The organism is Arthrobacter sp. TmtSoilC77, assembly GCF_059739415.1.
This window is the reverse complement of sequence record NZ_AP046050.1, coordinates 1,753,770-1,776,909: the sequence shown is the minus strand read 5'-3', so window position 1 is coordinate 1,776,909 and position 23,140 is coordinate 1,753,770. Positions and strand designations below refer to the sequence as shown.

The 23,140-nt window shown below is 62.7% G+C and carries 23 protein-coding genes; 5 read left to right on the top strand and 18 right to left on the bottom strand.

Features of this window, described 5'->3' with window-relative positions; all coding sequences use genetic code 11:
• Positions 1-3: 3 nt before the first annotated feature.
• From AC6I99_RS08190 to AC6I99_RS08175, 4 genes are all read right to left on the bottom strand, one after another.
• On the bottom strand, positions 4-2,868 hold the full coding sequence (locus tag AC6I99_RS08190; protein ID WP_497960734.1) for an FtsK/SpoIIIE family DNA translocase: 2,865 nt from the start codon (positions 2,866-2,868) through the stop codon (positions 4-6).
• A gap of 73 nt (positions 2,869-2,941) precedes the next feature.
• Positions 2,942-4,633: a ribonuclease J gene (locus AC6I99_RS08185; RefSeq protein ID WP_224092342.1), complete on the bottom strand. Its 1,692-nt coding sequence runs from the start codon at positions 4,631-4,633 to the stop codon at positions 2,942-2,944.
• A 27-nt stretch (positions 4,634-4,660) separates the two neighbouring features.
• Positions 4,661-5,572 carry a 4-hydroxy-tetrahydrodipicolinate synthase gene (gene dapA / locus AC6I99_RS08180; protein WP_224166993.1) on the bottom strand — a complete coding sequence of 304 codons (912 nt, stop codon included), beginning with the start codon at positions 5,570-5,572 and terminating at the stop codon, positions 4,661-4,663.
• A 74-nt stretch (positions 5,573-5,646) separates the two neighbouring features.
• Positions 5,647-5,982, bottom strand: coding sequence for a hypothetical protein (locus tag AC6I99_RS08175; protein WP_497945446.1), 336 nt, complete (start codon positions 5,980-5,982; stop codon positions 5,647-5,649).
• Between the two features lie 76 nt (positions 5,983-6,058).
• On the opposite strand from AC6I99_RS08175, the gene AC6I99_RS08170 reads away from it, so the two are divergent.
• Positions 6,059-6,607: a TOPRIM nucleotidyl transferase/hydrolase domain-containing protein gene (locus tag AC6I99_RS08170; RefSeq protein ID WP_497945447.1), complete on the top strand. Its 549-nt coding sequence runs from the start codon at positions 6,059-6,061 to the stop codon at positions 6,605-6,607.
• A 71-nt stretch (positions 6,608-6,678) separates the two neighbouring features.
• Positions 6,679-7,914, top strand: coding sequence for a heparan-alpha-glucosaminide N-acetyltransferase domain-containing protein (locus AC6I99_RS08165; protein WP_497945448.1), 1,236 nt, complete (start codon positions 6,679-6,681; stop codon positions 7,912-7,914).
• Here the strand turns inward: AC6I99_RS08165 and AC6I99_RS08160 are convergent.
• The 9 genes from AC6I99_RS08160 to AC6I99_RS08120 form a co-directional block, all read right to left on the bottom strand.
• On the bottom strand, positions 7,890-8,378 hold the full coding sequence (locus AC6I99_RS08160) for a hypothetical protein (RefSeq protein ID WP_497945449.1): 489 nt from the start codon (positions 8,376-8,378) through the stop codon (positions 7,890-7,892). The two genes, AC6I99_RS08165 and AC6I99_RS08160, sit on opposite strands and share 25 nt — an antisense overlap.
• A gap of 4 nt (positions 8,379-8,382) precedes the next feature.
• Positions 8,383-9,141 (bottom strand): 4-hydroxy-tetrahydrodipicolinate reductase, encoded by a 759-nt coding sequence (dapB, locus tag AC6I99_RS08155; protein WP_224092335.1) that lies wholly within the window; start codon positions 9,139-9,141, stop codon positions 8,383-8,385.
• A gap of 117 nt (positions 9,142-9,258) precedes the next feature.
• A complete protein-coding gene (locus AC6I99_RS08150) occupies positions 9,259-9,714 on the bottom strand; it encodes a molybdenum cofactor biosynthesis protein MoaE (RefSeq protein WP_224092333.1) in 456 nt (151 codons plus the stop codon).
• Complete coding sequence (locus AC6I99_RS08145; protein WP_223948552.1) at positions 9,704-10,207, bottom strand: MogA/MoaB family molybdenum cofactor biosynthesis protein; 504 nt, start codon at positions 10,205-10,207, stop codon at positions 9,704-9,706. Before AC6I99_RS08145 ends, AC6I99_RS08150 begins: the two co-directional genes overlap by 11 nt.
• Positions 10,204-10,758: a cyclic pyranopterin monophosphate synthase MoaC gene (gene moaC, locus AC6I99_RS08140; RefSeq protein ID WP_224092331.1), complete on the bottom strand. Its 555-nt coding sequence runs from the start codon at positions 10,756-10,758 to the stop codon at positions 10,204-10,206. The genes AC6I99_RS08145 and moaC overlap by 4 nt, the downstream gene beginning before the upstream one ends.
• Positions 10,746-11,978 carry a molybdopterin molybdotransferase MoeA gene (locus AC6I99_RS08135; protein ID WP_497945450.1) on the bottom strand — a complete coding sequence of 411 codons (1,233 nt, stop codon included), beginning with the start codon at positions 11,976-11,978 and terminating at the stop codon, positions 10,746-10,748. The genes moaC and AC6I99_RS08135 overlap by 13 nt, the downstream gene beginning before the upstream one ends.
• Before the next feature lie 58 nt (positions 11,979-12,036).
• A complete protein-coding gene (locus AC6I99_RS08130) occupies positions 12,037-13,614 on the bottom strand; it encodes a molybdopterin-dependent oxidoreductase (RefSeq protein WP_497945451.1) in 1,578 nt (525 codons plus the stop codon).
• Positions 13,611-14,840, bottom strand: a complete 1,230-nt coding sequence (locus tag AC6I99_RS08125; protein WP_497945452.1) for a sensor histidine kinase — start codon at positions 14,838-14,840, stop codon at positions 13,611-13,613. Before AC6I99_RS08125 ends, AC6I99_RS08130 begins: the two co-directional genes overlap by 4 nt.
• The gene (locus AC6I99_RS08120) at positions 14,827-15,558 is read right to left on the bottom strand and encodes a response regulator transcription factor (protein WP_224093930.1); all 732 of its coding nucleotides are present in this window, start codon (positions 15,556-15,558) and stop codon (positions 14,827-14,829) included. Before AC6I99_RS08120 ends, AC6I99_RS08125 begins: the two co-directional genes overlap by 14 nt.
• A 204-nt stretch (positions 15,559-15,762) precedes the next feature.
• Here AC6I99_RS08120 and moaA point away from each other — a divergent pair, with 204 nt between their 5' ends.
• A complete protein-coding gene (moaA, locus tag AC6I99_RS08115; protein ID WP_497945453.1) occupies positions 15,763-16,887 on the top strand; it encodes a GTP 3',8-cyclase MoaA in 1,125 nt (374 codons plus the stop codon).
• A 4-nt stretch (positions 16,888-16,891) separates the two neighbouring features.
• Positions 16,892-17,158, top strand: a complete 267-nt coding sequence (locus AC6I99_RS08110; RefSeq protein ID WP_224092308.1) for a MoaD/ThiS family protein — start codon at positions 16,892-16,894, stop codon at positions 17,156-17,158.
• Positions 17,159-17,193: 35 nt separating this feature from the next.
• Here the strand turns inward: AC6I99_RS08110 and AC6I99_RS08105 are convergent, their stop codons facing one another.
• From AC6I99_RS08105 to AC6I99_RS08095, 3 genes are all read right to left on the bottom strand, one after another.
• Positions 17,194-17,655, bottom strand: a complete 462-nt coding sequence (locus AC6I99_RS08105; RefSeq protein WP_497945454.1) for a DUF1579 family protein — start codon at positions 17,653-17,655, stop codon at positions 17,194-17,196.
• A 101-nt stretch (positions 17,656-17,756) separates the two neighbouring features.
• Positions 17,757-19,100: a M16 family metallopeptidase gene (locus AC6I99_RS08100; protein WP_224092304.1), complete on the bottom strand. Its 1,344-nt coding sequence runs from the start codon at positions 19,098-19,100 to the stop codon at positions 17,757-17,759.
• A gap of 75 nt (positions 19,101-19,175) precedes the next feature.
• Positions 19,176-21,425 (bottom strand): polyribonucleotide nucleotidyltransferase, encoded by a 2,250-nt coding sequence (locus AC6I99_RS08095; RefSeq protein ID WP_224167498.1) that lies wholly within the window; start codon positions 21,423-21,425, stop codon positions 19,176-19,178.
• On the opposite strand from AC6I99_RS08095, the gene AC6I99_RS08090 reads away from it, so the two are divergent.
• Positions 21,424-21,618 carry a hypothetical protein gene (locus tag AC6I99_RS08090; protein WP_224092302.1) on the top strand — a complete coding sequence of 65 codons (195 nt, stop codon included), beginning with the start codon at positions 21,424-21,426 and terminating at the stop codon, positions 21,616-21,618. The genes AC6I99_RS08095 and AC6I99_RS08090 overlap by 2 nt on opposite strands.
• A 47-nt stretch (positions 21,619-21,665) precedes the next feature.
• On the opposite strand, the gene rpsO is transcribed toward AC6I99_RS08090, so the two are convergent.
• On the bottom strand, positions 21,666-21,935 hold the full coding sequence (rpsO, locus tag AC6I99_RS08085) for a 30S ribosomal protein S15 (RefSeq protein ID WP_144652206.1): 270 nt from the start codon (positions 21,933-21,935) through the stop codon (positions 21,666-21,668).
• Between the two features lie 158 nt (positions 21,936-22,093).
• Entirely contained in the window at positions 22,094-23,077 is a 984-nt protein-coding gene (locus AC6I99_RS08080) for a bifunctional riboflavin kinase/FAD synthetase (RefSeq protein WP_224092300.1), read from the bottom strand.
• Between the last annotated feature and the right edge of the window lie 63 nt (positions 23,078-23,140).

Here is a 23,140-nt window from a genome sequence, read left to right as displayed (position 1 = left end):
AGGCTACCGTCCGGTGAGCGACCAGGCGTCCTCGCCATCCTCGTCCTCGTCATCGGAGCCATCGGCGCCGTCGAAATATTCAACAGCCTGGGTCCGGTTGTCCAGATCCGCTGCCACCAGGTCCTCGGCATAACCGCCGACGGCGATGTTGGAGTTCGCGTTATCGCTCAGGGCCGCAGTGTGGGCGTCAGGCGCAGCCGGGGATTCCTGTCCCTTCATGGCAGCAAGCACGGCAGCGAGGTCATCCGGCTTGACCAGGACATCGCGGGCCTTGGATCCCTCGGAGGGACCCACGACGCCGCGGGACTCCAGGAGGTCCATAAGGCGTCCGGCCTTGGCAAAACCGACACGAAGCTTGCGCTGCAACATGGAGGTGGAACCGAACTGGGTGGTGACCACCAGTTCGGTGGCCTGGAGCAGCACCTCGAGGTCGTCTCCGATGTCGTCGTCGATCTGTTTCTTGGGAGCCTCGGCGGCGACGTCGTCGCGGTACACGGCCTGCAACTGACCTTTGACGTGTTCCACAACTTTATGGATTTCGGATTCCGTCACCCAGGCACCCTGCACACGCATGGCCTTGGAAGCGCCCATCGGCAAGAAGAGCGCATCACCCTGGCCAATAAGTTTTTCGGCGCCCGGCTGGTCCAGCACCACGCGGGAGTCCGTGACGGACGAGGTGGCGAACGCCATGCGGGAGGGCACGTTGGCTTTGATGAGGCCCGTAACAACGTCCACGGAAGGTCGCTGCGTAGCCAGCACCAGGTGGATGCCCGCGGCACGGGCCAGCTGCGTGATGCGAACGATCGAATCTTCGACGTCGCGAGGCGCCACCATCATGAGGTCCGCGAGCTCGTCCACGATGACCAGCAAATACGGATAGGGCTTGATGACACGCTTGGAGTCAACCGGCGGAGTGACCTTTCCTGCCCTGACCGCCTTGTTGAAGTCGTCGATGTGCTTGTAACCGTAGTTGGCGAGATCGTCATAGCGGGCGTCCATCTCGCGAACCACCCATTGCAGGGCTTCGGCAGCCTTCTTGGGATTGGTGATGATGGGTGTGATCAGGTGTGGAACGCCTTCATACGCAGTCAGTTCAACGCGCTTTGGGTCCACCATGACCATGCGGACTTCGTCAGGCGTAGCGCGCATCAGGATCGAGGTGATCATGGAGTTCACGAAGCTTGATTTACCAGCGCCTGTAGCACCGGCCACCAGGAGGTGGGGCATCTTGGCAAGGTTGGCCACTACATAACCACCCTCGACGTCCTTGCCGACACCCATGACCATGGGGTGGTCGGTCCGGCGTGCGTTCTGGCTGCGCAGCACATCACCCAGGGAGACCGTTTCGCGGTCCGTGTTGGGAATCTCGATGCCGATCGCGGACTTACCGGGAATGGGGCTCAGGATGCGTACGTCGCTGGATGCCACCGCGTAAGAGATGTTCTTGGAGAGCGCCGTTACGCGCTCCACCTTGGTGCCGGGAGACAGCTCGATTTCGTAGCGTGTCACTGTGGGGCCGCGACTGAAGCCGGTCACGGCGGCATCGACGTTGAACTGCGTCAGAGTGTCCGTGAGGGCGGCCACGACGGCGTCATTGGCCTCGGTGCGCTCCTTCGGAATGGAACCTGGAGTAAGGAAGTCCGAAGCCGGCAGGGTATAGGTGACGTCCCCTGCCAGGGACAGTTGCTCCGTGCGCTGGGGAATGGGCGTGGGCGGCGGAGGCGGCGTTGCCGGCCTGGCCGGAACCTGCGCCACGGTGGGTGCGGTCATCTCCGGGGTGAGGACAGGAATGGCCTCGGTGGGGTTGTCGATGACGGGAGCAGCACCCAGGCCCTGGGCAGCCTTGATCTTACCCACCGCTATCTCGGCCTGGGTGGGGCGGCGTACGCCCGGCGGAACGCGGGGTGCAGACGGTTGGGGAGTTTCGTCGTCGTCGACTATTGCGTGCTCAAAGGCCTCGTCACCGACGTAGCCTTCCAAACCGGCATCGGTGTCCTCATCCTTGCCGAAGAGACGCATCCGCTTCTTCTTCTTGGGCTGTGCAACAGCCCCGTTTTCATAGAGGTAACTGCGATCATGGGCATCTTTGCCGGACTCGGCGTCCATGAGGTCCACGCCCATGAGGTGCTCGTAGGCAGAGCGGATCCTGGAGGGGATCGCCCCGAACGGCGTGGCCGTGACGATCAGCAGCGATACGAAGGCCAACAGGCTGTAGACGATCACCGGGACAATGGCATGGATGGCAGCCAGCGGAGACGCTGCAAGGAAGCCCAGCATTCCACCCGCCCTGCGCAGACCATCAAAGCCATCAGCCACGGTGGGCTGGCCACCAATAATGTGGGCCAAGCCGGAGCCGGCAAAAGTCATGATCATGAAGCCGATGCCAACGCGGTTGTTGCCGCGGCCATCCTGCGGATTGCGGAAGAGGCGGAAAGAGCAGATGAAAAGCATGAAAGGCAAAACAAGCGACATCCAGCCGAACGTGCCGTTGACCACGCTGTAGACGGCGTCAGGCAGCCATCCTGTCAGACCCCACCAGGCGAACGTTGCAATGCCGATTCCCAGCACCAGGTTGAACAGGGCTGCGCCGTCGCGGCGATCGGCGGGATCGAGGTCGCTAACGTCGTACCCGATCCGGCGGACTCCTGCGCCCACAACGTGGCCAATACCCTGCCAGGCGCCTGCGAGCATGCGCAACGGCAGCGGCGCGTGGGGCTCGACGGCGGCCGGCTGCTTGGAGCGTGCACTGCTGCCCCGGCCGTTCCTGGACGTGGCTGCACTGCTTTTGGATGCAGCTGCGCCCCGGCCTGTGCCGCCGGATTTACTGCTGGAGCTGCCTCGTGGCGTGGAGGAAGTACGGGTCGCCATGATTGCCACGCTACCCCAAGGGGGCCCGAAATCCGCGGATTTCAGGCCCCCTGGGATGCATGTTGCCGGTGGACTACGCTTCCAGGACCACCGGAATGATCATGGGACGGCGACGAAGCTTCCGGTTCACCCACGTTCCGATGATCCTGCGCACGACCTGCTGCAGCTGGTGGTTGGTGTGGTCTGCGTGGTTGAGCACGGCTTCTTCCAACGCAGCGTTGATCTTGGGGATGATTTCGTCGAAGACGGCGTCGTCCTCCGCCACACCGCGTGCATGGATCTCCGGTCCGGAGACGATCTTGCCGGTGGTCCGGTTAATGACCGTGATGATGGAGATGAAGCCTTCGTCGCCCAGGATACGGCGGTCCTTCAGATCCGCATCGGTGATTTCACCAACGCTGGAACCGTCCACATAGACGAAGCCGACCTCTACCTGGCCAACAATGTTGGCCTTGTGGTCCTTCAGGTCAATGACAGTGCCGTTATCGCTGAGGATGATGCCTTCGGAAGGCACGCCGGACTCTTCGGCAATATTTCCGTTGGCAATCAGGTGCCGGGTTTCACCGTGGACAGGCATCGCGTTGAGGGGCTCAAGGATGTTGTAGCAGTACAACAATTCGCCGGCAGCTGCGTGCCCGGACACGTGAACCTTGGCCGTCCCCTTGTGGATGACATCGGCACCGAGCTTCAACAATCCGTTGATGATGCGGAACACGGCATTCTCGTTGCCTGGAATAAGGCTGGAGGCCAGGATCACGGTGTCGCCCTGGCCAACAACTACACGGTGGTCGCCGTTGGCCATGCGTGAGAGTGCTGCCATGGGCTCGCCCTGGGAACCGGTGGACATCAGGACCACCCGGTCATCGGGGAGATTGTCAATGTTCTTGATGTCCACCAGGATCCCGTTGGGCACGTCAAGGTACCCCAGCTTGGCCGCGATAGCCATGTTCCGAACCATGGAACGGCCGACGAACGCAACGTTGCGGCCGTGCTTGGCTGCGGCGTCGAGGACCTGCTGGACGCGGTGAACGTGGGAGGAGAAGGAAGCCACGATGATGCGCTTCTTCGCCTGCCCAAACAAGCGGTCAAGGGTGGGGCCGATTTCCTTCTCGGCGGTGGTGAACCCGGGAACGTCGGCATTGGTGGAGTCAGCCATGAAGAGGTCCACTCCTTCTTCGCCCAGGCGGGCGAAGTGGCGGAGGTCGGTGATGCGGCCGTCCAAAGGCAGTTGGTCCATCTTGAAGTCGCCCGTATGCAGGACAGTGCCGCCCGCTGTGCGAATGAAGACGGCCAAGGCGTCCGGGATCGAGTGGTTCACTGCGATGAATTCGCATTCGAACGGGCCGAACTGCTCCACCTGGCCCTCGCTGACGGTCAGCGTGTACGGCTTGATCCGATGCTCCTGCAGCTTCGCCTCCACCAAGGCCAGCGTCAACTGGGAACCGATCAACGGGATGTCAGCTTTGAGGCGCAGCAGATACGGAACAGCACCGATGTGGTCTTCGTGGCCATGCGTGAGCACCACCCCAACAACATCCTGCAGCCGGTCCTCGATGTAAGAGAAGTCGGGAAGGATCAAATCAACGCCGGGCTGCGTTTCCTCGGGAAAAAGTACGCCGCAGTCAACGATCAGCAACTTGCCGTCGATTTCGAAGACCGCCATGTTGCGGCCTATCTCCCCCAGTCCACCTAGCGGAACAATCCGCAGTGTGCCTTGCGGCAGTTTCGGCGGAGTAACCAGTCCAGGAAGGGCTGTTTGGGTCATATTGTGCTTCTTTCCGGCGGTGCCGTCCTAGACGTTGAAGTCCATTCCGGCTTCCGCCAAATCCCCGCGGATGGTTTTGATCTCGGCCTCGTCCGGCTCCACGAGGGGCAAACGGACAACCGAGTTGGGCAGGACTCCCTGCCACTTGAGAATCTGCTTGGCGGCTACAGCGCCTTGGACCCGCGTCATGGTTGCGCGCACCACGGGTTCCAGTTCAAAGTTGATGGCCCGCGCCGTGGCAAGGTCATTGGCATTGACAGCGTCAATGAGTTCGCGGAATCGGCGGGTGGCCACGTGCGTGGTCACGCCCACGAGGCCTGCTGCCCCCAGCGCCATCCACTGCAGCGTGAGGCCGTCGTCGCCTGAGTAAAAGACCAAATCGGTCTCGGCCATGACGCGGGTGGCTGCGGCGAAGTCCGCCTTGGCGTCCTTGACGGCCACGATGTTCGGGTGCTTGGCAAGCCCGATCATGGTCTCGGGCGCAATGGCAATGGACGAGCGGCCGGGGATGTCATAGAGCATGACCGGCAGGTCCGTAGAGGACGCAATCGTCTCGAAGTGGGCGCGAACGCCGGCCTGGCTGGGCTTGTTGTAGTAAGGAGTGACGATCAGAAGGCCGTCGATGCCAATCTGGGCCGCGCGCTGGGACAGATGCACGGAATGCGCGGTGTCGTTGGTGCCCGTTCCGGCAATGATGGCAGCCTTGCCCCCCACGGCTTCCTTGACCGCACGGAACATGCCGAGGTTTTCTTCGTCAGTAAGGGTTGAGGTCTCTCCAGTGGTACCGGTGACCACGAGTCCGTCGCAACCGTCCTGGACCAGCTTCTCCGCCAACGCCGCGGCTTGGTCGTAGTCGACCTTGCCATCCTCGGTGAACGGGGTGACCATGGCGGTCAGCAGGGTACCAAGTGCGGGAATGTGGGCGCGGGAGTCAGACATAAGAAAAACGTTACCCTGTCACAGCCATGTTCCGGGAATGGGTTCCGCGTGATGGTCGTCATCGACCCTGCTGACTATGCGGGCTTGGGCGTCCTCGCAGTGCCCTCAGAGCAATATTGCGCCACCGCTTTTTCCTTCAATTGTTCCGCCCAGGCAACCAAACCCTGGGACGCGCGAACATAGTCGAAGAGTTCCCTTGGCGTGAGGGCCTCAAGGTCCGTTTCAGCCAGGCGACGTGCAAGCTCAGCACCTGGCGCCTGCTCGGCGAGGACCGTTCCCTCGCTGCGCCACTGGACATCTTCCGGCGGTTCACCTGCCACGAGTTGCCTGAAAAGGAAGTCGACAACACCTGGACTCATCGCCCTCATGGGTCCTTGGAGGCCTTCCGGAGGCTTTGGAGCATCGTTCATGAAGGCCATGTTATTCGAACATATATTCGAAGACAAGGCCTGTGGGCCGGCAGCGTGTGTCCTTCATACTGGTTCCATGCGGGTGACGACTGTGTTGGTGGAGGGCGAAAGTGACCGGCTTGCGGTGGAGACACTGGCCGTTCGCCTTGGCCATGACCTGAAGGCTGAGCGCGTCACTGTGGTGCCGATGGGAGGCGCGACCAACATCGTTCGCTTCCTTGACCGCTACGGCCCGAAAGGCACGGACCACCGGTTACTCGGACTTTGCGATGCAGGCGAAGCACAGGGCATCGCCCGCGCACTCAGTCGGGCAGGCCTTGGTTCCGGCTCCTTGTCCGGGAGCGGCTTCCACGTGTGCCAAGCGGATCTGGAGGACGAACTCATCCGCTGCCTTGGCGTCGATGCCGTGCTCAACGTCATTGCGGCCCAAGGTGAGCTTGCTTCGTTCCGGCTCCTCCAACGCCAGCCCTCACAGCGCGGCAAGCCGGCACCGGCACAGCTGCGCCGTTTCTTCGGGGGACGCAGCGGCAACAAAATCCGGTACGCCTCCCTGCTCGTCGGCGCACTGCCGGCGGGACAGGCACCCCCACCGCTCGCCCGTCTCGTGGAATCATTTCCGCAATGAGCCATCTGCTGCAACGATGCTTCCAGCCCGCTTCACAGCAGGGCCACAGTCCCTTGTGAGACGATCGCAGCATGACTTCGCAAGAGACGGCGCCAGCCCGGAAGGTGCCCAGGGGACGCAAAGTCTCCACCCGCCTTACGGGCATAGATGCCGCCCGCGGCCTGGCCTTGCTCGGAATGATGGCCACCCATCTGATGCCGACGTTCGGCCCCTCGCCCCAGTGGGAACCCACGTGGGTCGGACTGGTTTTCTCGGGCAGGTCCGCTGCGCTGTTCGCAGTCCTCGCCGGAATCGGGTTGGCACTCACCACCGGAAAACAGGAGCCGCGTCAGGGCCTGGACCTCTGGGCGGCGAGAAGCGGTGTCGCGATGCGCGCCTTGGTGATTGCCGTCGTCGGGCTGACGCTTGGGGGTCTGGACGTCAACGTCGCGGTCATCCTGGTGCACTATGCCGTCTTGTTCCTGTGCATCCTGCCGTTTCTGGGATTGCGACTGAAAGCACTCTGCTTGTGGGCGCTCGGCTGGGTACTGGTCTCACCCCTGATCGCCTACCTCGTCCGGCCCTGGCTGCTCGACGCCAACCCTCCCCTGCAGTTGGGGCACAACCCAAACAGCGAGGACCTTGAGACACCGGGGCGCTTGGTCGCCGACTTGTTCTTCACGGGCTACTACCCGGTGTTCCAATGGATCACCTATTTGCTGATCGGACTGGCGATCGGCCGTTTGGCGCTCACGACGGCGAACGTCCAGTTGCTGTTGTTCACCTGCGGATTCGCGGTGGCCGCTTTGGCGAAAATCGTAGGAACCCTGGCCATGGAGGTATGGGGCGGCCGCGCCGCACTGGAAGCACTGCCGGGAACACGGGGATACCCGCTGGAGAGCATGCTCCAAGTGAACCTGACAGGATTGCAGCAGGTGGACTCGTGGTGGTGGCTGGCAAGCGCGGCACCGCATGCCGGCACCACCCTGGATCTGCTTCACACCGGTGGCGTGGCTGCCGCCGTCGTCGGCTTGTTCCTGATGCTGGGCACCCTTGCCCAACGGATCAAGGTCAACTTCCTCATTCTCCTCAGCGGTCCGGGCGCCATGACTCTCACGCTGTATTCACTCCACGTCTGGGTGGTATCCGGTTTCCACAACAAGCCACTGCCAGCGGGGTGGACCGACGAAGGAATGTATTGGACGCAGGCCCTGGCCGCTGTAGGCATCGGCGTCTGCTTTGCCCTCCTGCGCTGGCGGGGACCACTGGAGTGGCTGGCCCACCAGGCGTCGCGCCTGGGCAGTTACCGCCCGGCCACCGTGGGCTGAGAGCGGAAGAGCTTCACGGCGTCGCGCATTGAAGCGCGGGCACGTTTGCGATCGCCGGAGGCGTCGTAGGCGCAGCTCAGCCGGAACCAGGAACGCCAATCCCCGGGTGCTGCCTCGGCCTCCGCACGATACTTTTCGAACTCGGCGTCAGCGGCAGCCCGGACAATCCGGCCACCGGGCGTGCGCGGCAAGGTATCCACAGGAAGGCCTCCCTCGGCCTCCAGGACCTTGGCCATCTGTTCGGTCCGCGCCCCAAACAAGAGCTCACGAATGAGCGCCCAAGCGCCAATCACAGGCAAAACGAGGTAAGCCGCGCCGATACCTTTTGCCACCGGATTGGGATCACCAAGCAACAGGATGGAACGCTGGAGGGACACCACCAGATACAACACCAAGAGCAGGGTGATGGCACCAACCCAGATTTTGGTGCGGTTTTTCTTCACAGACTCCCAAAGAGTTCCCATGATCCTAAAGCCCCAGGTCCAGGTAGCCATCCAGGCCCACGGTCAAGCCTGGGTGCTCGGCAACTTTGCGAAGCCCGAGCAGCACACCTGGCATGAACGAGGCACGATCGAAGGAGTCATGGCGCAGCGTCAGCTGTTCACCAGGCCCGCCGAACAGCACTTCCTGGTGCGCCACCAGCCCGCGGAGCCGCACGCTGTGGACACGTACACCCTCCACATCGCAGCCCCGGGCGCCGTCCAGGGACGTTTCCGTGGCGTCAGGACTTGCCGGCACACCCGCTTCCTGCCTGGCCTGGGCAATCAGCTGTGCAGTACGCACGGCCGTACCTGAAGGAGCGTCAACCTTGTTCGGGTGATGCAGTTCAATGATCTCCACGGACTCGAAGTACTGCGAAGCCTTCGCCGCAAACGCCGACGCCAGCACGGAACCCAAAGCAAAGTTCGGGGCGATCAGGACGCCCGTTTCCGGCTTCTGCTCCAAAAGCGTCCGCAACGACCCAAGGCGCTGCCCATCCCAACCGGTGGTCCCGACCACTGCATGAATGCCATGTTCAACCGCGAAACGGACGTTGGCCTCGGTAGTGTCCGGAACAGTCAGGTCCACAACATACTTGGCACCTGCATCGAGCAGCGTCTGCAGGGAATCGCCGCGACCGAGAGCCGCTACCAGCTTCATATCGTCGGCTGCTTCAACAGCCTTCACGGCTTCAATTCCCATGCGCCCGTAGGCGCCCAGCACTGCAACAGCAAGTTGTTCGGTCATGCCTTTAACCCTACCGCCGGGCCGGGGTGCGGCAGGAACCGTGACTTCGCAAACACTCCCCCGGGCCGTTCCCCCTTACGCCCCGGGCCGTTCCCCCTAGTCCCCGGGCCGTACCCCCTACTCCCCGGCCCCGACCCATTCCACGGTGCCGTCGCTGAAGAACTGTTCCTTCCAAATGGGCACCTGTTCTTTGACCCGGTCCACAAGTTCCGAACAAACGGCAAACGCCTGGCCCCGATGGGCGGCCGCCACGGCACACACCAACGCGGGGTCACCTATCTCCAGCATCCCGATCCTGTGTGCGGCCCAAATCCTGACGGGCTGCGCTGCTTCGCCGGAGTGCTCGGCCACCAACTGCGCGACTACGTCGGCCATGATCCGGTGCGCTGTGGGATGCGCGCTGTAGCTCAGGCGGTCCACGGGCTTGCCCGAATCGTGGTTGCGCACGACGCCGCTGAAGCTGACTACTGCCCCGGCGGTGTCAGACTCCACCGCCGCAATTGCCTGGTCCACGGAGATGGGCTCAGCGCTCAGGACCGCGCTAACAACTTCAAAGTCTGTTTCAGTGCCCATGGCTTCCTTCCAATTGATCGCAAAGGTGCCCGATCACCGGATCCAGGACGGTCAAGCCGTCCATGACGCCCTTCGGGGAACCGGGCAAGTTAATGATGAATGTCTTTCCTGCTGCTCCTGCGTGCCCACGGCTCAGCATTGCCATGGGCGTCTTTGCAGCGCCCGCCCGCCGAATGCCTTCCATAATGCCCGGGATCTCACGATCCAGCAGCGGCAAGGTTACTTCCGGCGTCCTGTCGTCCGGGCTCAGGCCCGTTCCGCCACTGGTGATGACGACTGCGGGCTGCTGGGTCAGGAGCGCCCTCAAAGCCGCGCCAACGGGCTCGCCATCCGGCACCACCATGGTGGGAAAGGCATCAAAGCCGTGCTCCTTGAGCCAGTCCAGGATGACGGGGCCGGTTTCGTCGGCGTAGATTCCCGCTGCCGCACGCGTGGACGCTATGACGACGCCGGCCTTCCGCGGCCCGTGGGCGTTTGGTTCGCACGCACTCATGCTTGGGCTCTTTCCGGCGCCGAACTGCCCCGGTTCCAGTCACCGTGCTTCCAATCCCCACTTTTGCCACCACTTTTTGCCAGCACCTGAATATCCGTCAGGACTGCGTGCTTATCCACGGCCTTGATCATGTCGTAGACGCTCAGGGCCGCTACAGAGGCAGCGGTGAGAGCTTCCATTTCGACGCCGGTGACACCACGCGTCTTCACAGTCGCCAGTACTTCGATCGAGTCGGCTCCCAGCTCAAAATCGACCGTGACCTTGGAAATCGGCAACGGGTGGCACAGCGGGATCAGTTCGGGTGTCTTCTTGGCGGCCATGATCCCTGCCACGCGCGCCACTGCGAGCGCGTCGCCCTTGGGAAGTTCGCCGGCGCCGAGAAGGGCCAGGACTTCGGCAGTACTGCGGACCGTGGCCGTGGCTGTCGCCTCACGGGTGGTGACTGCTTTCTCTGAGACATCCACCATCTGGGCGGTACCGTCTTGACGGAGATGGGTCAGGCCGCCGGTGTTGCCGGACGTGTTCGTGGGAGTTTCATTCACAGCATCCATACTTCCACTTCGCTTCCCTCAGCGAGTTCCGTGACGTCGCTGGGGATCTGCACCAATGCGTTCGAGCGTGCCAAGGCATGCACCAGGTGGCTTCCCGCGCCACCCTCCATGCGGACGGAGCCGTCAGGCAGCACCGTTCCGCGGCGGACTTGATGCTTGCCCTCTGGTGAATGCAGCGGTTCCACCAAACGCGCCCGCTGTACCGGCCTCATTGCCGGGACGCCGTGGATCAGCGAAAGGGCAGGGCGCAGGAACATTTCATAGGAAACGAGGCAACTGACAGGGTTGCCCGGAAAGCCGAGGAACGGAACGCCTTCAAAGCGGCCGATTCCTTGTGGGCCTCCTGGCTGCATGGCCACGGGCAGGAATTCCACGTGCTGGGCGGCCATGGCTTGCCGGACGACCTCGTATGCCCCCTTGCTGACGCCGCCCGTGGTAACTATCAGGTCTACCGGGCCCCTGCCGTCATCGCTGCCAAGGTGGCTGTGTAGCAGGTCGAGCAATTGCGCGGGATCATCATCGGAGATCCGGCTTCGCGCGACGTCAAGGCCTGCTTGGCGCATGGATGCTTCCAGGAGGGTTCCGTTGGAGTCATAGATCTTGCCGGGCGTGAGATTCCGGCCCGGTTCCAGGACTTCATCGCCCGTGGTGACCAGCAGGACATGCCATGGCCTGCGGACTTCGACGGCGGTCAACCCCAGCGCGGCCAACAGGCCAAGCTGAGCGGGTCCTAGACAGGTACCTGCGGGAAGGGCCAGGTCCCCTTCTTTGATGTCGCTGCCCGCGTGCCGAACATAGGTATTGGGAGCAACGGCGGGGAGTTCAACCTCAACGTCCCTTGCCTCGGGATTCGGGAAGGTGCTGGGGCGTGCCCGCTCAATGGGGACTACGGCGTCGGCGCCCTCGGGGATCATGGCGCCGGTCATGATGGGCGCGGCAAAGCCTGGCTTCAGCACCTCCGGAGCCGCCCCCGCCGGAACAGGTGCCGCCACCCGTAGCTTCGCGCCGCCGTCGGGAATCCCGGCAGAGTTGACGGCAAAGCCGTCCATTTGGGAATTGGCGAATGGCGGCAGGGAAAGTGGCGCGTGGAGGTCCACGGCCAGCACCTTGCCCAGCGCGTCAAGCAGTGGCAGCTGTTCAGTGGCCATGGTGGCGGCAGGACCGCTCAGTAGTTCCACCACGGCGTCGCGATGGGCAGCAACGGATCTGGGCAAGGACATCCTCCTGTGTGGTCACGCTCCTGTCCGGAGATTATCAGGACGTACCCAGAGTAGGGCCTTATGTGACCTTGACGTTGATGGTGTGGTAGCCGGTGGCGCCGTCGGGAGCTACGGGGGTCCGGTCTTCGGTTTGTGGTTTGCCCGAAGAGTCGGTGGCACGCACTTGGACTTCATAGTCGCCGGGTGAGAGGTCAACTCCCAGCTGCCACTGGTACCAGGTATCCGCGGATATCCCTGGTGCAAGCATCACCTGTCGCCAGGGGCCACGGTTGATGCGGAGCTCCACATGGTCCACCCCACGATGCTGGGCCCAGGCCACACCGCCAAATTGCACGTTGCCTGCTTTGACCGTGCGCCCACTACGCGGTACATCGATGCGGGACTGCGTCTTGATGGGGCCGTGATCGCTCCAGCCACGGGGAGTCCAGTAAGCGGTGTCGTCCGCAAACCGGGTGACCTTGAGTTCGGTGAGCCATTTGGTTGCCGAGACGAAGCCGTAGAGTCCCGGCACGATCATCCGTACCGGGAATCCGTGTTCCAGGGGCAGCGGCTCGCCGTTCATGCCAACGGCAAGGAGGGCGTCGCGGTCGTCCGTGAGCGCTTCGAGGGGCGTACTTGCCGTCCAGCCATCGTTGCTGGTGGAAAGCACCATGTCTGCCCCTGGTTTGGGACCGGCCATGGCCAGGAGTTCCCGTACAGGCCAGCCAAGCCACAGGGCATTACCGATGAGGTCGCCGCCCACTTCATTGGACACGCACGCGATGGTGATGTGCCGCTCCGTCATGGGCTTTGTGAGGAGCGTCGCGAAGTCGAGCTCGACCTCGCGATCCACCATTCCGGTCACTTTCAGTTTCCACTGTGGAGGATCGATGGCCGGCACAGTCAAAGCGGTGTCGATCCGGTAGAAGTCGGGGTTCGGTGTCACCAGGGGGCTGATCCCTTCCAGCGGCAGCGATGCCCCTGCAGGGATAGCCTGCTGCGCCGTCGATGGAGCCGGCAGCGTCAAAGTGCCCCTGAAACCGGAAGCCACGGTGGTGGCCCGCGTAAGGATACTGGTGACCACTCCACCCACGGCTGCCGCAAGCGATGTGGCCGCCACGGCGTTCAGGAAGCTCCGCCGTGCCAGAGGGGCAGGTTCCGGCGGAGGTGAGGCACTGGCCGGATCTGACGGCACCACGCCGGATGACGCTTCACGTAGCGGGACCCACGTGCCTAGGCGGCGAATCAGCGTGCGGAGCAGCAGCATGGTGACGACGGCGGCCACGATGGGTGCGATGGCGGCCTGCGGTGTTGTTTGGGCCCGGGTCAGGACAGCGCTGAGGCCCGCCGCGCCGGCCAAGGCCGCCAGAACAAGTCCGAGTCCGGTTCGACGGCGCTCCAGAATCCCGGCCAGGGCAGCCAGAACCACGGCCACAACCAGGATGGAAGCGACCAGCACGATCTTGTCCGCCGTCCCGAAGAGCTGTACGGCGAGGTCCTTCACTCCGGGAGGAACGGAATCGATGACGGCGCCGCCCAGTGCCGTCACTGGCGAAACGAGGGGGCTAAGGAAGCCCGCGCTCAGCTCGCCTGCCGCAATGCCTGCTCCCCCGGCCGCCACACCGGCAACCGCAGCCCAGAATCCGGGCTTTCTCATGCTGCGCCTCCTTGGCGATCCACAACAGATCCTGTTTGAACAGATCCTGCCGGAAGGGAACCAGAAGGAAGCGAACCAGCCGGAAGTGACAGCGCAAACCGACAACCGCCGTCGACGTTTTCCACCTTCACCGCTCCCCCGTGCGCCTTGACAATGCCAGCCACCATGCTCAATCCAATTCCTGCTCCGCTGTAGCTTCCCTGCGATCCCGCCGGGTTCCCCCTTGAAGGGTCCTTCTGCCAGCCGGTTTCGAACAGGTGGGGAAGGTCCTCCTCCGGGATGCCCCCGCAGTGGTCCTGAACTGCGACCACGGCGTTTCCGTTGTCGCGCCCCACGCTGGTGTGAACGTCCGTGTCCGGCCTGCTGTAAATGATCGCGTTGAGCAGCACGTTCCGGATCGCCCTGGCCATGCTGGGTCCGTCGGCCACGGCCATGCACTCGCGGTCTCCTCCGCCGGTGAGCGTAATGCCGCGTTGGGCGGCCAGCGGCGCCAGATCGGACAGAGCATCACTGACAAGGTCATAGAGGTCCAGGGACTCGGCGCGCAAGCGAAGGCTTCCAGCCTGGATCTTGGACAACTCCAGAAGGTCGTTGACCATGGCAGTCATTTGTTCGGTCTGCCCGATGATCTTCCGGTAGTACTCCGGGATATCGGCCACCATGCCGTCCTCAAGGGCTTCGGTCATGGCGCGCATGCTGGCAAGTGGAGTACGGAGGTCATGTGAAATCCACGAGACGAGCTCGCGCCGCGCGGTTTCAATGGCGGCTTCCCTGGCCCGCGACTCCGCAAGGTTACGGCTGCTGGCCTCCAGTTCCTGTGCCAGTTCAGCGAGTTCCGAGGTCATGGCAGGTCCGGTCCGCTTTCCGTTTTTAGTGGGTTGGTCCAGGGTTTCGCCCCGGCCCAGTCTCCTGGCCGCCGCCACAAGGCGCGCCGCGTTCCGGGATACCCCGGCTCCCAGCACGAGCGATAAGGCCACTGCTACTGCCGAAGCCATGGCCAGGATGTACCACATGACCTCAAGGTCCCTGGCAGAAATGAACATGGCATTGAACGCACTGACCATGCCTGCCACAAGGACAGCCACGGTAGCCACCACAACCAGGCAGATCTGGGCCAACACCGAAGCCCGGCGAAGGACACGTAGCAGCACAAGCGTGATGGCACCGATGACCACTGCCCACAGGAGCACCCAGGCAAGGATGGTTGCAAGCTCAGTGCCCTCCATGGCCATCCCCCTTGGCGTCGAACCTGTAGCCAACGCCCCAAACCGTCTTAAGGAGCTCAGGCTTGGTGGGGTTGACTTCGATCTTCTCGCGGAGGCGCCGCACATGGACGGTCACAGTGGAAAGATCGCCGAAGTCCCAGCCCCAGACTGCCTTGATGAGTTCTTCCCGGCTGAAGACCTGGTTTGGCCTGCGCAGCATGAAGGCCAGGAGATCGAACTCACGCACCGTCAAAGTCAGCGGCGTTCCACGGTGCGTGACGGTCCGGGATGCGGGATCCAATTCAAAGCCTGCCAATTCGACAGGTGGTTCGGGGGAGAATTCCTTCACGCTGCGGCGAAGGACGGACTTGACGCGAAGGACAAGCTCCCGCGGCGAGAACGGCTTGGTGACGTAATCGTCCGCGCCCATCTCCAAACCAAGGATGCGGTCATCTTCGGTTCCCAGTGCCGTAACCATGATGACCGGCACGCTCATGCTCTGGCGGAGCCGGCGACACACTTCCACGCCGTCCAGCCCCGGCAACATGCGGTCCAGAATCACAAGGTCCGGCTGTCGGGTTGCTGCGAGCCTGAGCGCCGAGAACCCATCCCCGGCCACGTCCACCTGGAACCCGGCTTGCAGGAGATAGTCGCGGACGACATCAGCGATGGTCTGCTCGTCTTCGACGAGAAGGATGCGGCGATTGCCGGGCTCTGCCGCTGTTGATGCCGATTGCATGCTCACGCTTTCAGCATAGGTACGCCGAAGCTGCCCGGCATCGGATACGGGTCACTTCCGGGTGAATGTACGCATTCCGTAAGAACTGCCGAGGGCACCGGACATGGCCGCGACGTTTTCAGGATCAGCCGAACCAATGTCCGCTGAGTGAAACGAAATGTAGCCGGTATCACTGTTCAGCCCACGGTGGCGTAGCCTGAATTCATGAGTGTTCAGCTTGGCATGCCTGTGCCTCCTTTGGGCAGCGCTGCAGGCGGCCCGGTTCCGCCGCCGCGTCCAGCTGGCACGCCCGCCGGTTTGTGGGACCGCTATGGACGGCGCGCGACTGATATGCGCCTTTCCCTGACAGACAAGTGCAATCTGCGGTGTACGTACTGCATGCCTGCGGAAGGGTTGGAATGGCTCTCCAAGCAGGCGGTGATGACCAAAGACGAAATCATTCGCATTGTGCGTGTAGGCGTTGGCGCCCTGGGCGTGCGGGAACTGCGCCTCACTGGTGGTGAGCCGTTGGTCCGGGCTGATCTGGTTGACGTCATTGCAGGCATCCGGAACGAGCACCCTGACCTTCCCATTTCGATGACCACCAATGGCGTGGGCCTGGACAAGAAAGCGGCCGCCCTCAAAGCCGCAGGACTCACGCGGATCAACGTCTCCCTGGATTCGCTCCACGAGGAAACCTTCACCAAGCTCACACGCCGGCCTTTCCTGGACCGTGTCCTCGCCGGCGTGGACGCCGCATGGGCTGCCGGTCTTGGTCCGGTCAAGTTGAATGCCGTGCTGATGAGGGGCATCAACGATGCCGAGTCTCCTGACCTCCTCGCCTGGGCCTTGGACCGTGGCTACGAACTTCGCTTCATCGAACAGATGCCGCTGGACGCCGACCACGGGTGGACCCGGCGCAACATGATCACTGCGGCTGAAATCCGGGATTTGCTGTCAAAGGACTTTGTCCTCGGTCCGGACCCGCGGGAACGCGACGGCGCCCCTGCCGAACGATTTGAAGTACGACGCCGGAACCAGGCAACGGGTGAAGCTGAAGGGGCGGTCCTCGGTACAGTCGGGATCATCGCATCGGTCACCGAACCGTTCTGTTCAGACTGCCGCCGCACCCGCATTACGGCTGAAGGCAAGATCATGAGCTGCCTGTTCTCCCGTGAGGAGTTCGATCTCCTCGGACTGCTTCGGGAAGGCGCAACGGATGAGGAGCTTGCCCAGCGTTGGCAGGACGCCATGTGGGTCAAACCCAAAGCCCACGGCATGGACCACACTGGCCTCGGCGCACCGGACTTCGTGCAGCCGGACCGCAGCATGAGCGCAATCGGAGGCTGAACCCTTGCTTGTACGTTACTTCGCTGCCGCACGCGCCGCTGCAGGTGTCGAAGAGGAAATCCATCCACTCCCGGAAGGATCCAGCCTCGAGGCCTTGCTGGAAGCTGCCCTCGCCGTCGAACGTCCTTTGCCTCCGGAGGGGACACCAACGCTTGCCCGCATCGTGGCCCGCAGCAGCTTCCTCAGGAATGAGGTAGCGGTTCGAGACCCTTCTGCTCCCCTGGGCGCCGAGGATGTTATCGACGTCCTTCCTCCGTTCGCAGGCGGCTAAGGGGAAGAGGCAACAAACCCGGATTTATGCCGCCGTCAGGTTTTCCGGAACACGCTCTTGAGCAAAGGAGTGAACTCGGCCGTGCCCTCGAGCCGCAGTTCCGCGGTGTGCACCAGGACGCCATCTTCAACACGGAACGCGTGCCGGGCTACGCCCTCCGGCGTTCGCCGGTCCATCGTCAGCGTCCCTGCATGCCACGTACCGCGCACCGGGGCACTTGGTGGCCGGCCCATGCTGTCCACGTAATACCAGAGCGTATCCCCATGGGCCGGATCCACTGTGAACATCCCGTGCCCTTCGAAGTGCGTTCCATCCGGCTCGCGGTGTCGGTAGCTCTGCACAACGGCGTAGCCCCCCGCAGCTTGCGTGAAAACGGCTTCGGCCTCTGCGGTCCGCGCTGCGCCCCATGGAGACTGTGCCATCTCGGTGATCCCCCGCCAGTGTCCAATAAAGTCCCTCAGCAGTTCTGCGGCATGTCCTTTTGGGGGCACATCCATCACGACTCCAATGTGAGCAGGGCAGCATGATCGTGTGATCATGCTGCCCTGTTTACAGTGCGGGAGTCCAGAGATGGAGGACCAGCTGAATGCGCTGGGTCCTAAAGACCGAAGGTCTCGCTTTCTTCAAACGGCCCGACGACGGTGATGGTGCGGGGAGCTGCGGCAAGTTCCCGGGCGAGTTCCTGGACTTCGTCCACAGTGACTGCCTTGATCCGGGCCAGTGTCTCGTCAATATCCTGGAACTCCCCGGATACGAGTTCCGCCCGGCCGAGTCGGGACATACGTGAGCCCGTGTCCTCGAGGGCGAGGACAATGCCGCCGCTGAGTTGTCCCACGGCCTTCCGGAGTTCCTCCTCTGTAATGCCCTCCTTGGCGAGCTTGTCCAACTCAACACCAAGAAGATCGAGCACTTGGCGCACTTTTGACGGCGTGCACCCTGCATACATGCCGAAATAGCCGGCATCGGCGTACGCGGCGGTGAAAGAGTACGTCGAGTAGACCAGGCCGCGCTTCTCACGGATCTCCTGGAAAAGTCTGGAGGACATTCCCCCGCCGAGCACGGCATTGAGCACGCTCATGACGAATCGGCGATCATCCGTTGCCACGATAGTGGGGCAACCCATAATGATGTTTGCCTGCTCCACGGGACGCTTGACCACGTGAAGGCCGGATGTGCCGGTGATCACGGCTCGGTTGGTGGCCCGACGATCTACCGGAGCTGCTTCCGGATCCAGCTGCCAGCCTGCTGCTTCCAACGCCTTCTGCACGAGATCGCAGACGACGTCATGGTCCAAGCCGCCAGCCGCGGTGATAACCAGTTCTTCCGGACGGTAGTAGCGCTGGTAGTGCTCCCAGACCGAGTCCCTTGCAACCGCCTTGATGGCGTCCGGAGTTCCGCCAATAGGACGCGCGAGCGGGTGGCTGCCGAGCACGGCTGCAACAAATTTTTCGTGGGCTACGTCTGTTGGGTCATCGCTGTCCATGGCGATTTCTTCAAGAATGACGTCCCGTTCCTGTTCCAGCTCCGCCGGATCCAGGACAGCACCGGTGATCATGTCAGCGATGACATCGATGGCCATGGGCAGATCCGTGTCCAGGACCCGGGCAAAGTAACAGGTACTCTCCTTGGCAGTCGCAGCGTTGGACTCGCCACCAACCTCATCAAAGGCTGAAGCAATTTCCAAGGCGGTACGGCGCTTGGTGCCCTTGAACAGGAGATGTTCCAGGAAGTGCGTAGAACCGTGCTGACCATCGGCCTCGTCGCGGGAACCGACTGCCACCCAGAATCCGATGGTGGCCGAACGCTGCCCGGGCATTGCCTCGGTGAGGACGCGGACGCCGCCGGGCAGGACCGAACGCCGTACGACGGAACCGCCCTCGGCACCATGGATGAGGTCGCCGCCGGGAAGTGTCTGCTCCAACGGCAAGGGTACGACAGTCATTAAGACCTTTCGGGTAAAGCCAGAGGGGCCCGTGGACCTTTCAGCCCACCGGCCCCTCCGGGTACTGCTTACAGACTACTCTGCGGAAACTTCGGCTTCTTCTGCAGCTTCCTCGGAGGCTGCGCCTTCTTCCTCGGCGACAACCGGGGAGAGGGAAAGCTTTCCGCGGTCGTCGATCTTGGTGATCTCGACCTGGACCTTCTGGCCCACCGAGACGACGTCATCAACGTTGTCCACGCGCTTGCCGTTGGCGAGCTTGCGGAGCTCGGAGATGTGCAGCAGGCCGTCCTTGCCCGGGGTAAGGGAAACGAAAGCGCCGAACGTGGTGGTCTTGACGACCGTGCCCAAGTAGCGCTCACCGATTTCCGGTACCTGCGGGTTGGCGATGGCGTTGATGGCGGAACGTGCTGCATCAGCAGACGGACCGTTGGTGGCGCCAATGTAGACCGTGCCGTCATCTTCGATGGAGATGTCCGCGCCCGTGTCTTCCTGGATCTGGTTGATCATCTTGCCCTTGGGGCCAATGACCTCGCCGATCTTGTCTACGGGGATCTTCACGGCGATGACGCGGGGGGCGAACTCGGAGAGCTCATCCGGGGTGTCGATCGCTGCGTTGATGACCTCGAGAATGTGGAGGCGGGCTTCGCGGGCCTGCTTCAGCGCTGCTGCCAGCACGGAAGCGGGGATGCCGTCGAGCTTGGTGTCCAGCTGGATGGCCGTGACGAACTCGGACGTACCGGCAACCTTGAAGTCCATGTCGCCGAAGGCGTCTTCGGCGCCGAGGATGTCGGTCAGGGCTGCGTAGCGGGTCTGACCGTCAACCTGGTCGGAAACCAGGCCCATGGCGATACCGGCAACAGCTGCCTTCAGCGGGACACCTGCGTTGAGCATCGAGAGCGTCGAAGCACACACCGAACCCATGGACGTCGAACCGTTGGAACCGAGGGCCTCGGATACCTGGCGGATGGCGTAAGGGAACTCTTCACGGGTAGGCAGAACCGGTACCAGGGCGCGCTCAGCGAGGGCACCGTGGCCGATTTCGCGGCGCTTCGGGGAACCGACGCGGCCGGTTTCACCGGTGGAGTACGGCGGGAAGTTGTAGTTGTGCATGTAGCGCTTGCGCGTTACCGGCGACAACGAGTCGATCTGCTGCTCCATCTTGAGCATGTTCAGCGTGGTGACGCCCATGATCTGGGTCTCGCCACGTTCGAAGATGGCCGAACCGTGAACGCGGGGCAGAACTTCGACCTCTGCGGTGAGCTGGCGGATATCCGTCAGGCCACGGCCGTCGATGCGCACCTGGTCCTTGAGGATGCGCTGGCGCACAACGTGCTTGGTGACCGAGCGGAAAGCTGCGGACAGCTCCTTCTCGCGGCCTTCGAACTGGCCGGCAAGTGAGCCAAGGACCTCATCCTTGAGCTCGTCGGAGGCGTTGTCGCGGTCCTGCTTGTCAGCGATCTGGAAGACAGCAGCCAGCTTGTCAGCGGCAGCGGCCTCAACGGCAGCGTAGACGTCGTCCTGGTAGTCCAGGAAGACCGGGAACTCGACGGTCGGCTTCGCTGCACGGGCAGCAAGATCGGCCTGGGCTTCGCAGAGAGCCTTGATGAATGGCTTTGCGGCTTCGAGGCCCTCGGAAACAACTTCTTCGGTGGGAGCAGTTGCGCCCTGTTCCTTGATGAGGTTCCAGGAGTTGTCGGTTGCTTCGGCTTCAACCATCATGATGGCGACGTCGTCGCCTGCGATGCGGCCGGCAACAACCATGTTGAACACGGCGTTCTCAAGCTGGGAGTGCTTGGGGAAGGCAACCCACTGTGAGCCCTGTTCGTCGGCGATGAGGGCAACGCGGACGCCACCGATCGGGCCGGAGAACGGGAGGCCGGAGAGCTGCGTGGACATGGAAGACGCGTTGATGGCCACGACGTCGTAGAGCTCGTCCGGGTTAATCGCCAGGACGGTCACAACGATCTGGACCTCGTTGCGCAGGCCCTTCACGAAGGCCGGGCGCAGCGGGCGGTCCATCAGGCGGCAAGCCAGGATGGCTTCCGTGGAGGGGCGGCCTTCACGGCGGAAGAACGAGCCCGGGATACGGCCGGCAGCATACATACGCTCTTCGACGTCAACCGTCAGCGGGAAGAAGTCGAAGCCTTCGCGCGGCTGCTTGCCTGCGGTGGTTGCCGAGAGGAGTGCGGTGTCTTCGTCGATGTAGACCATCGAAGCGCCGGCAGCCTGCTTGGCAAGGCGGCCGGTTTCAAAGCGGATGACACGCTTGCCAAAACGGCCGTTGTCAATAATCGCTTCGGAGAACTGGATTTCGGGACCCTCCATGAGAGTCACCTCCGTTTCTGATTTAGCGGAAGTCCGCCGCATCAACCCAGGCCTCTTCTTTATTCCTGGCCTGTACGACACCCGGTCATCGATCGAGATCCACGGGCAAATCGTCGCCGATTTCTTCCCGGGAATCACTACCGAGGACCGCGAATGCGCGATGCGGTTGATTCCTTTTTTTAGTTGTTTTTGAAGAAGGCGGCCCGTTCCGCGAGGGATCGGGCCGCCCCCAAAGGCAGACTAGCGGCGCAGGCCGAGGCGCTCAATGAGCGAACGGTAGCGGGCGATGTCAGTGTTCTTCAGGTAGGAAAGCATGCGCTTGCGACGACCAACCATGGCCAGCAGACCGCGCTGGGTGTGGAAGTCGTGCTTGTGCTCCTTCATGTGCTCAGTCAGATCCTTGATCCGCTGGGTCAGGACTGCAACCTGGACCTCGGGCGAACCGGTGTCGCCTTCAGAGGTTGCGTATTCCTTGATGATGGACTGCTTTACAGCGGCGTCAAGTGCCACGTGAACTCCTAGAGTTGTGCCGTGCCTCCCGGTGCAGCGCCTCGCTGACGGGTTGCTTCCGATGCGTCTCCGCACACAAAAACAGGTCCAGCCGCCACGGACTGCAGCCGGATCCACTAATAGTTTACCGGCAGGTCAGCATTGTTGTCGAAATACCGCTAGCGCCGGGTCAGCAGCTCGTGTGCCTGGGCTACATCCAGGCACATCTGCTCCACCAGGGCCTCGGGCCCGCGATATGCCACCATTCCGCGGAGCCGCTGGGTAAATTCGACCGCCACAGTCTGGCCGTAGAGGTCAAAGTCCTCCACGTTCTCCTCGGGACGGTCAATAACGTGGGCCTCCACTTGTCGGCTCACACCGTCGAACGTGGGGTTGGAGCCAACAGAGATGGCGGCGGGCCACCGCGTTCCGGACTGGTCTATCAACCAGCCTGCATAGATACCGTCGGCTGGTACGTACCCTGTGGAATCATGCGAAAGGTTGGCGGTGGGAAAACCGAGGTTCCTCCCGCGGGCAGCTCCATGTACCACCTCGCCGCGCATGCGGTGGGGACGTCCCAGGACGGCGGCTGCCGTTACGACGTCGCCTTCGGACAAAGCTTCCCGCACCCAGGTGGAGGAGCAACGGCGGTCGGTATCCCCGTCTTCGTGGACCGGGAAGCCTCCTGCGCCATACTCATTGACAACCTGGACGCCAAAGCCCAACTGCTCGCCGAGTTCCTGCATGGTGACGACGTCTCCCACATTCCCTGCGCCGAAGCGGAGATCGTGGCCAACCACGACGTGCGCAGCGTGAAGGGACTCGAGGAGGACCTGACGGACGAACTCGATGGGCGTCATGGACGCGAGGTCCAGCGTGTATTTCATGACCAGGACAGCGTCCACCCCTGTTTCGCCCAGGGCGTCCAGTTTGTCCTGGAGGCCCATGATCAGCTCCGGGGCCGACTCCGGGCGGTGGACCTGGGCGGGGTGGGGATCGAAGGTCACGGCCACTGACGGGATGTGGTGACGCTTGGCGGTGTTCGTCAGTTGCGCGAGAACATGCTGGTGGCCACGATGGACGCCGTCAAAGTTCCCGATGGTAACGACTGTTGGTCCGAAGTCCCTGGGGACTTCGGTGGGATCGTTCCAGATGTGGACCATCAACCTCGCCTTTTACTGCAGATATTCGTTCCGCCCGGCAACCTCCCGGCGCCGGAACATTCT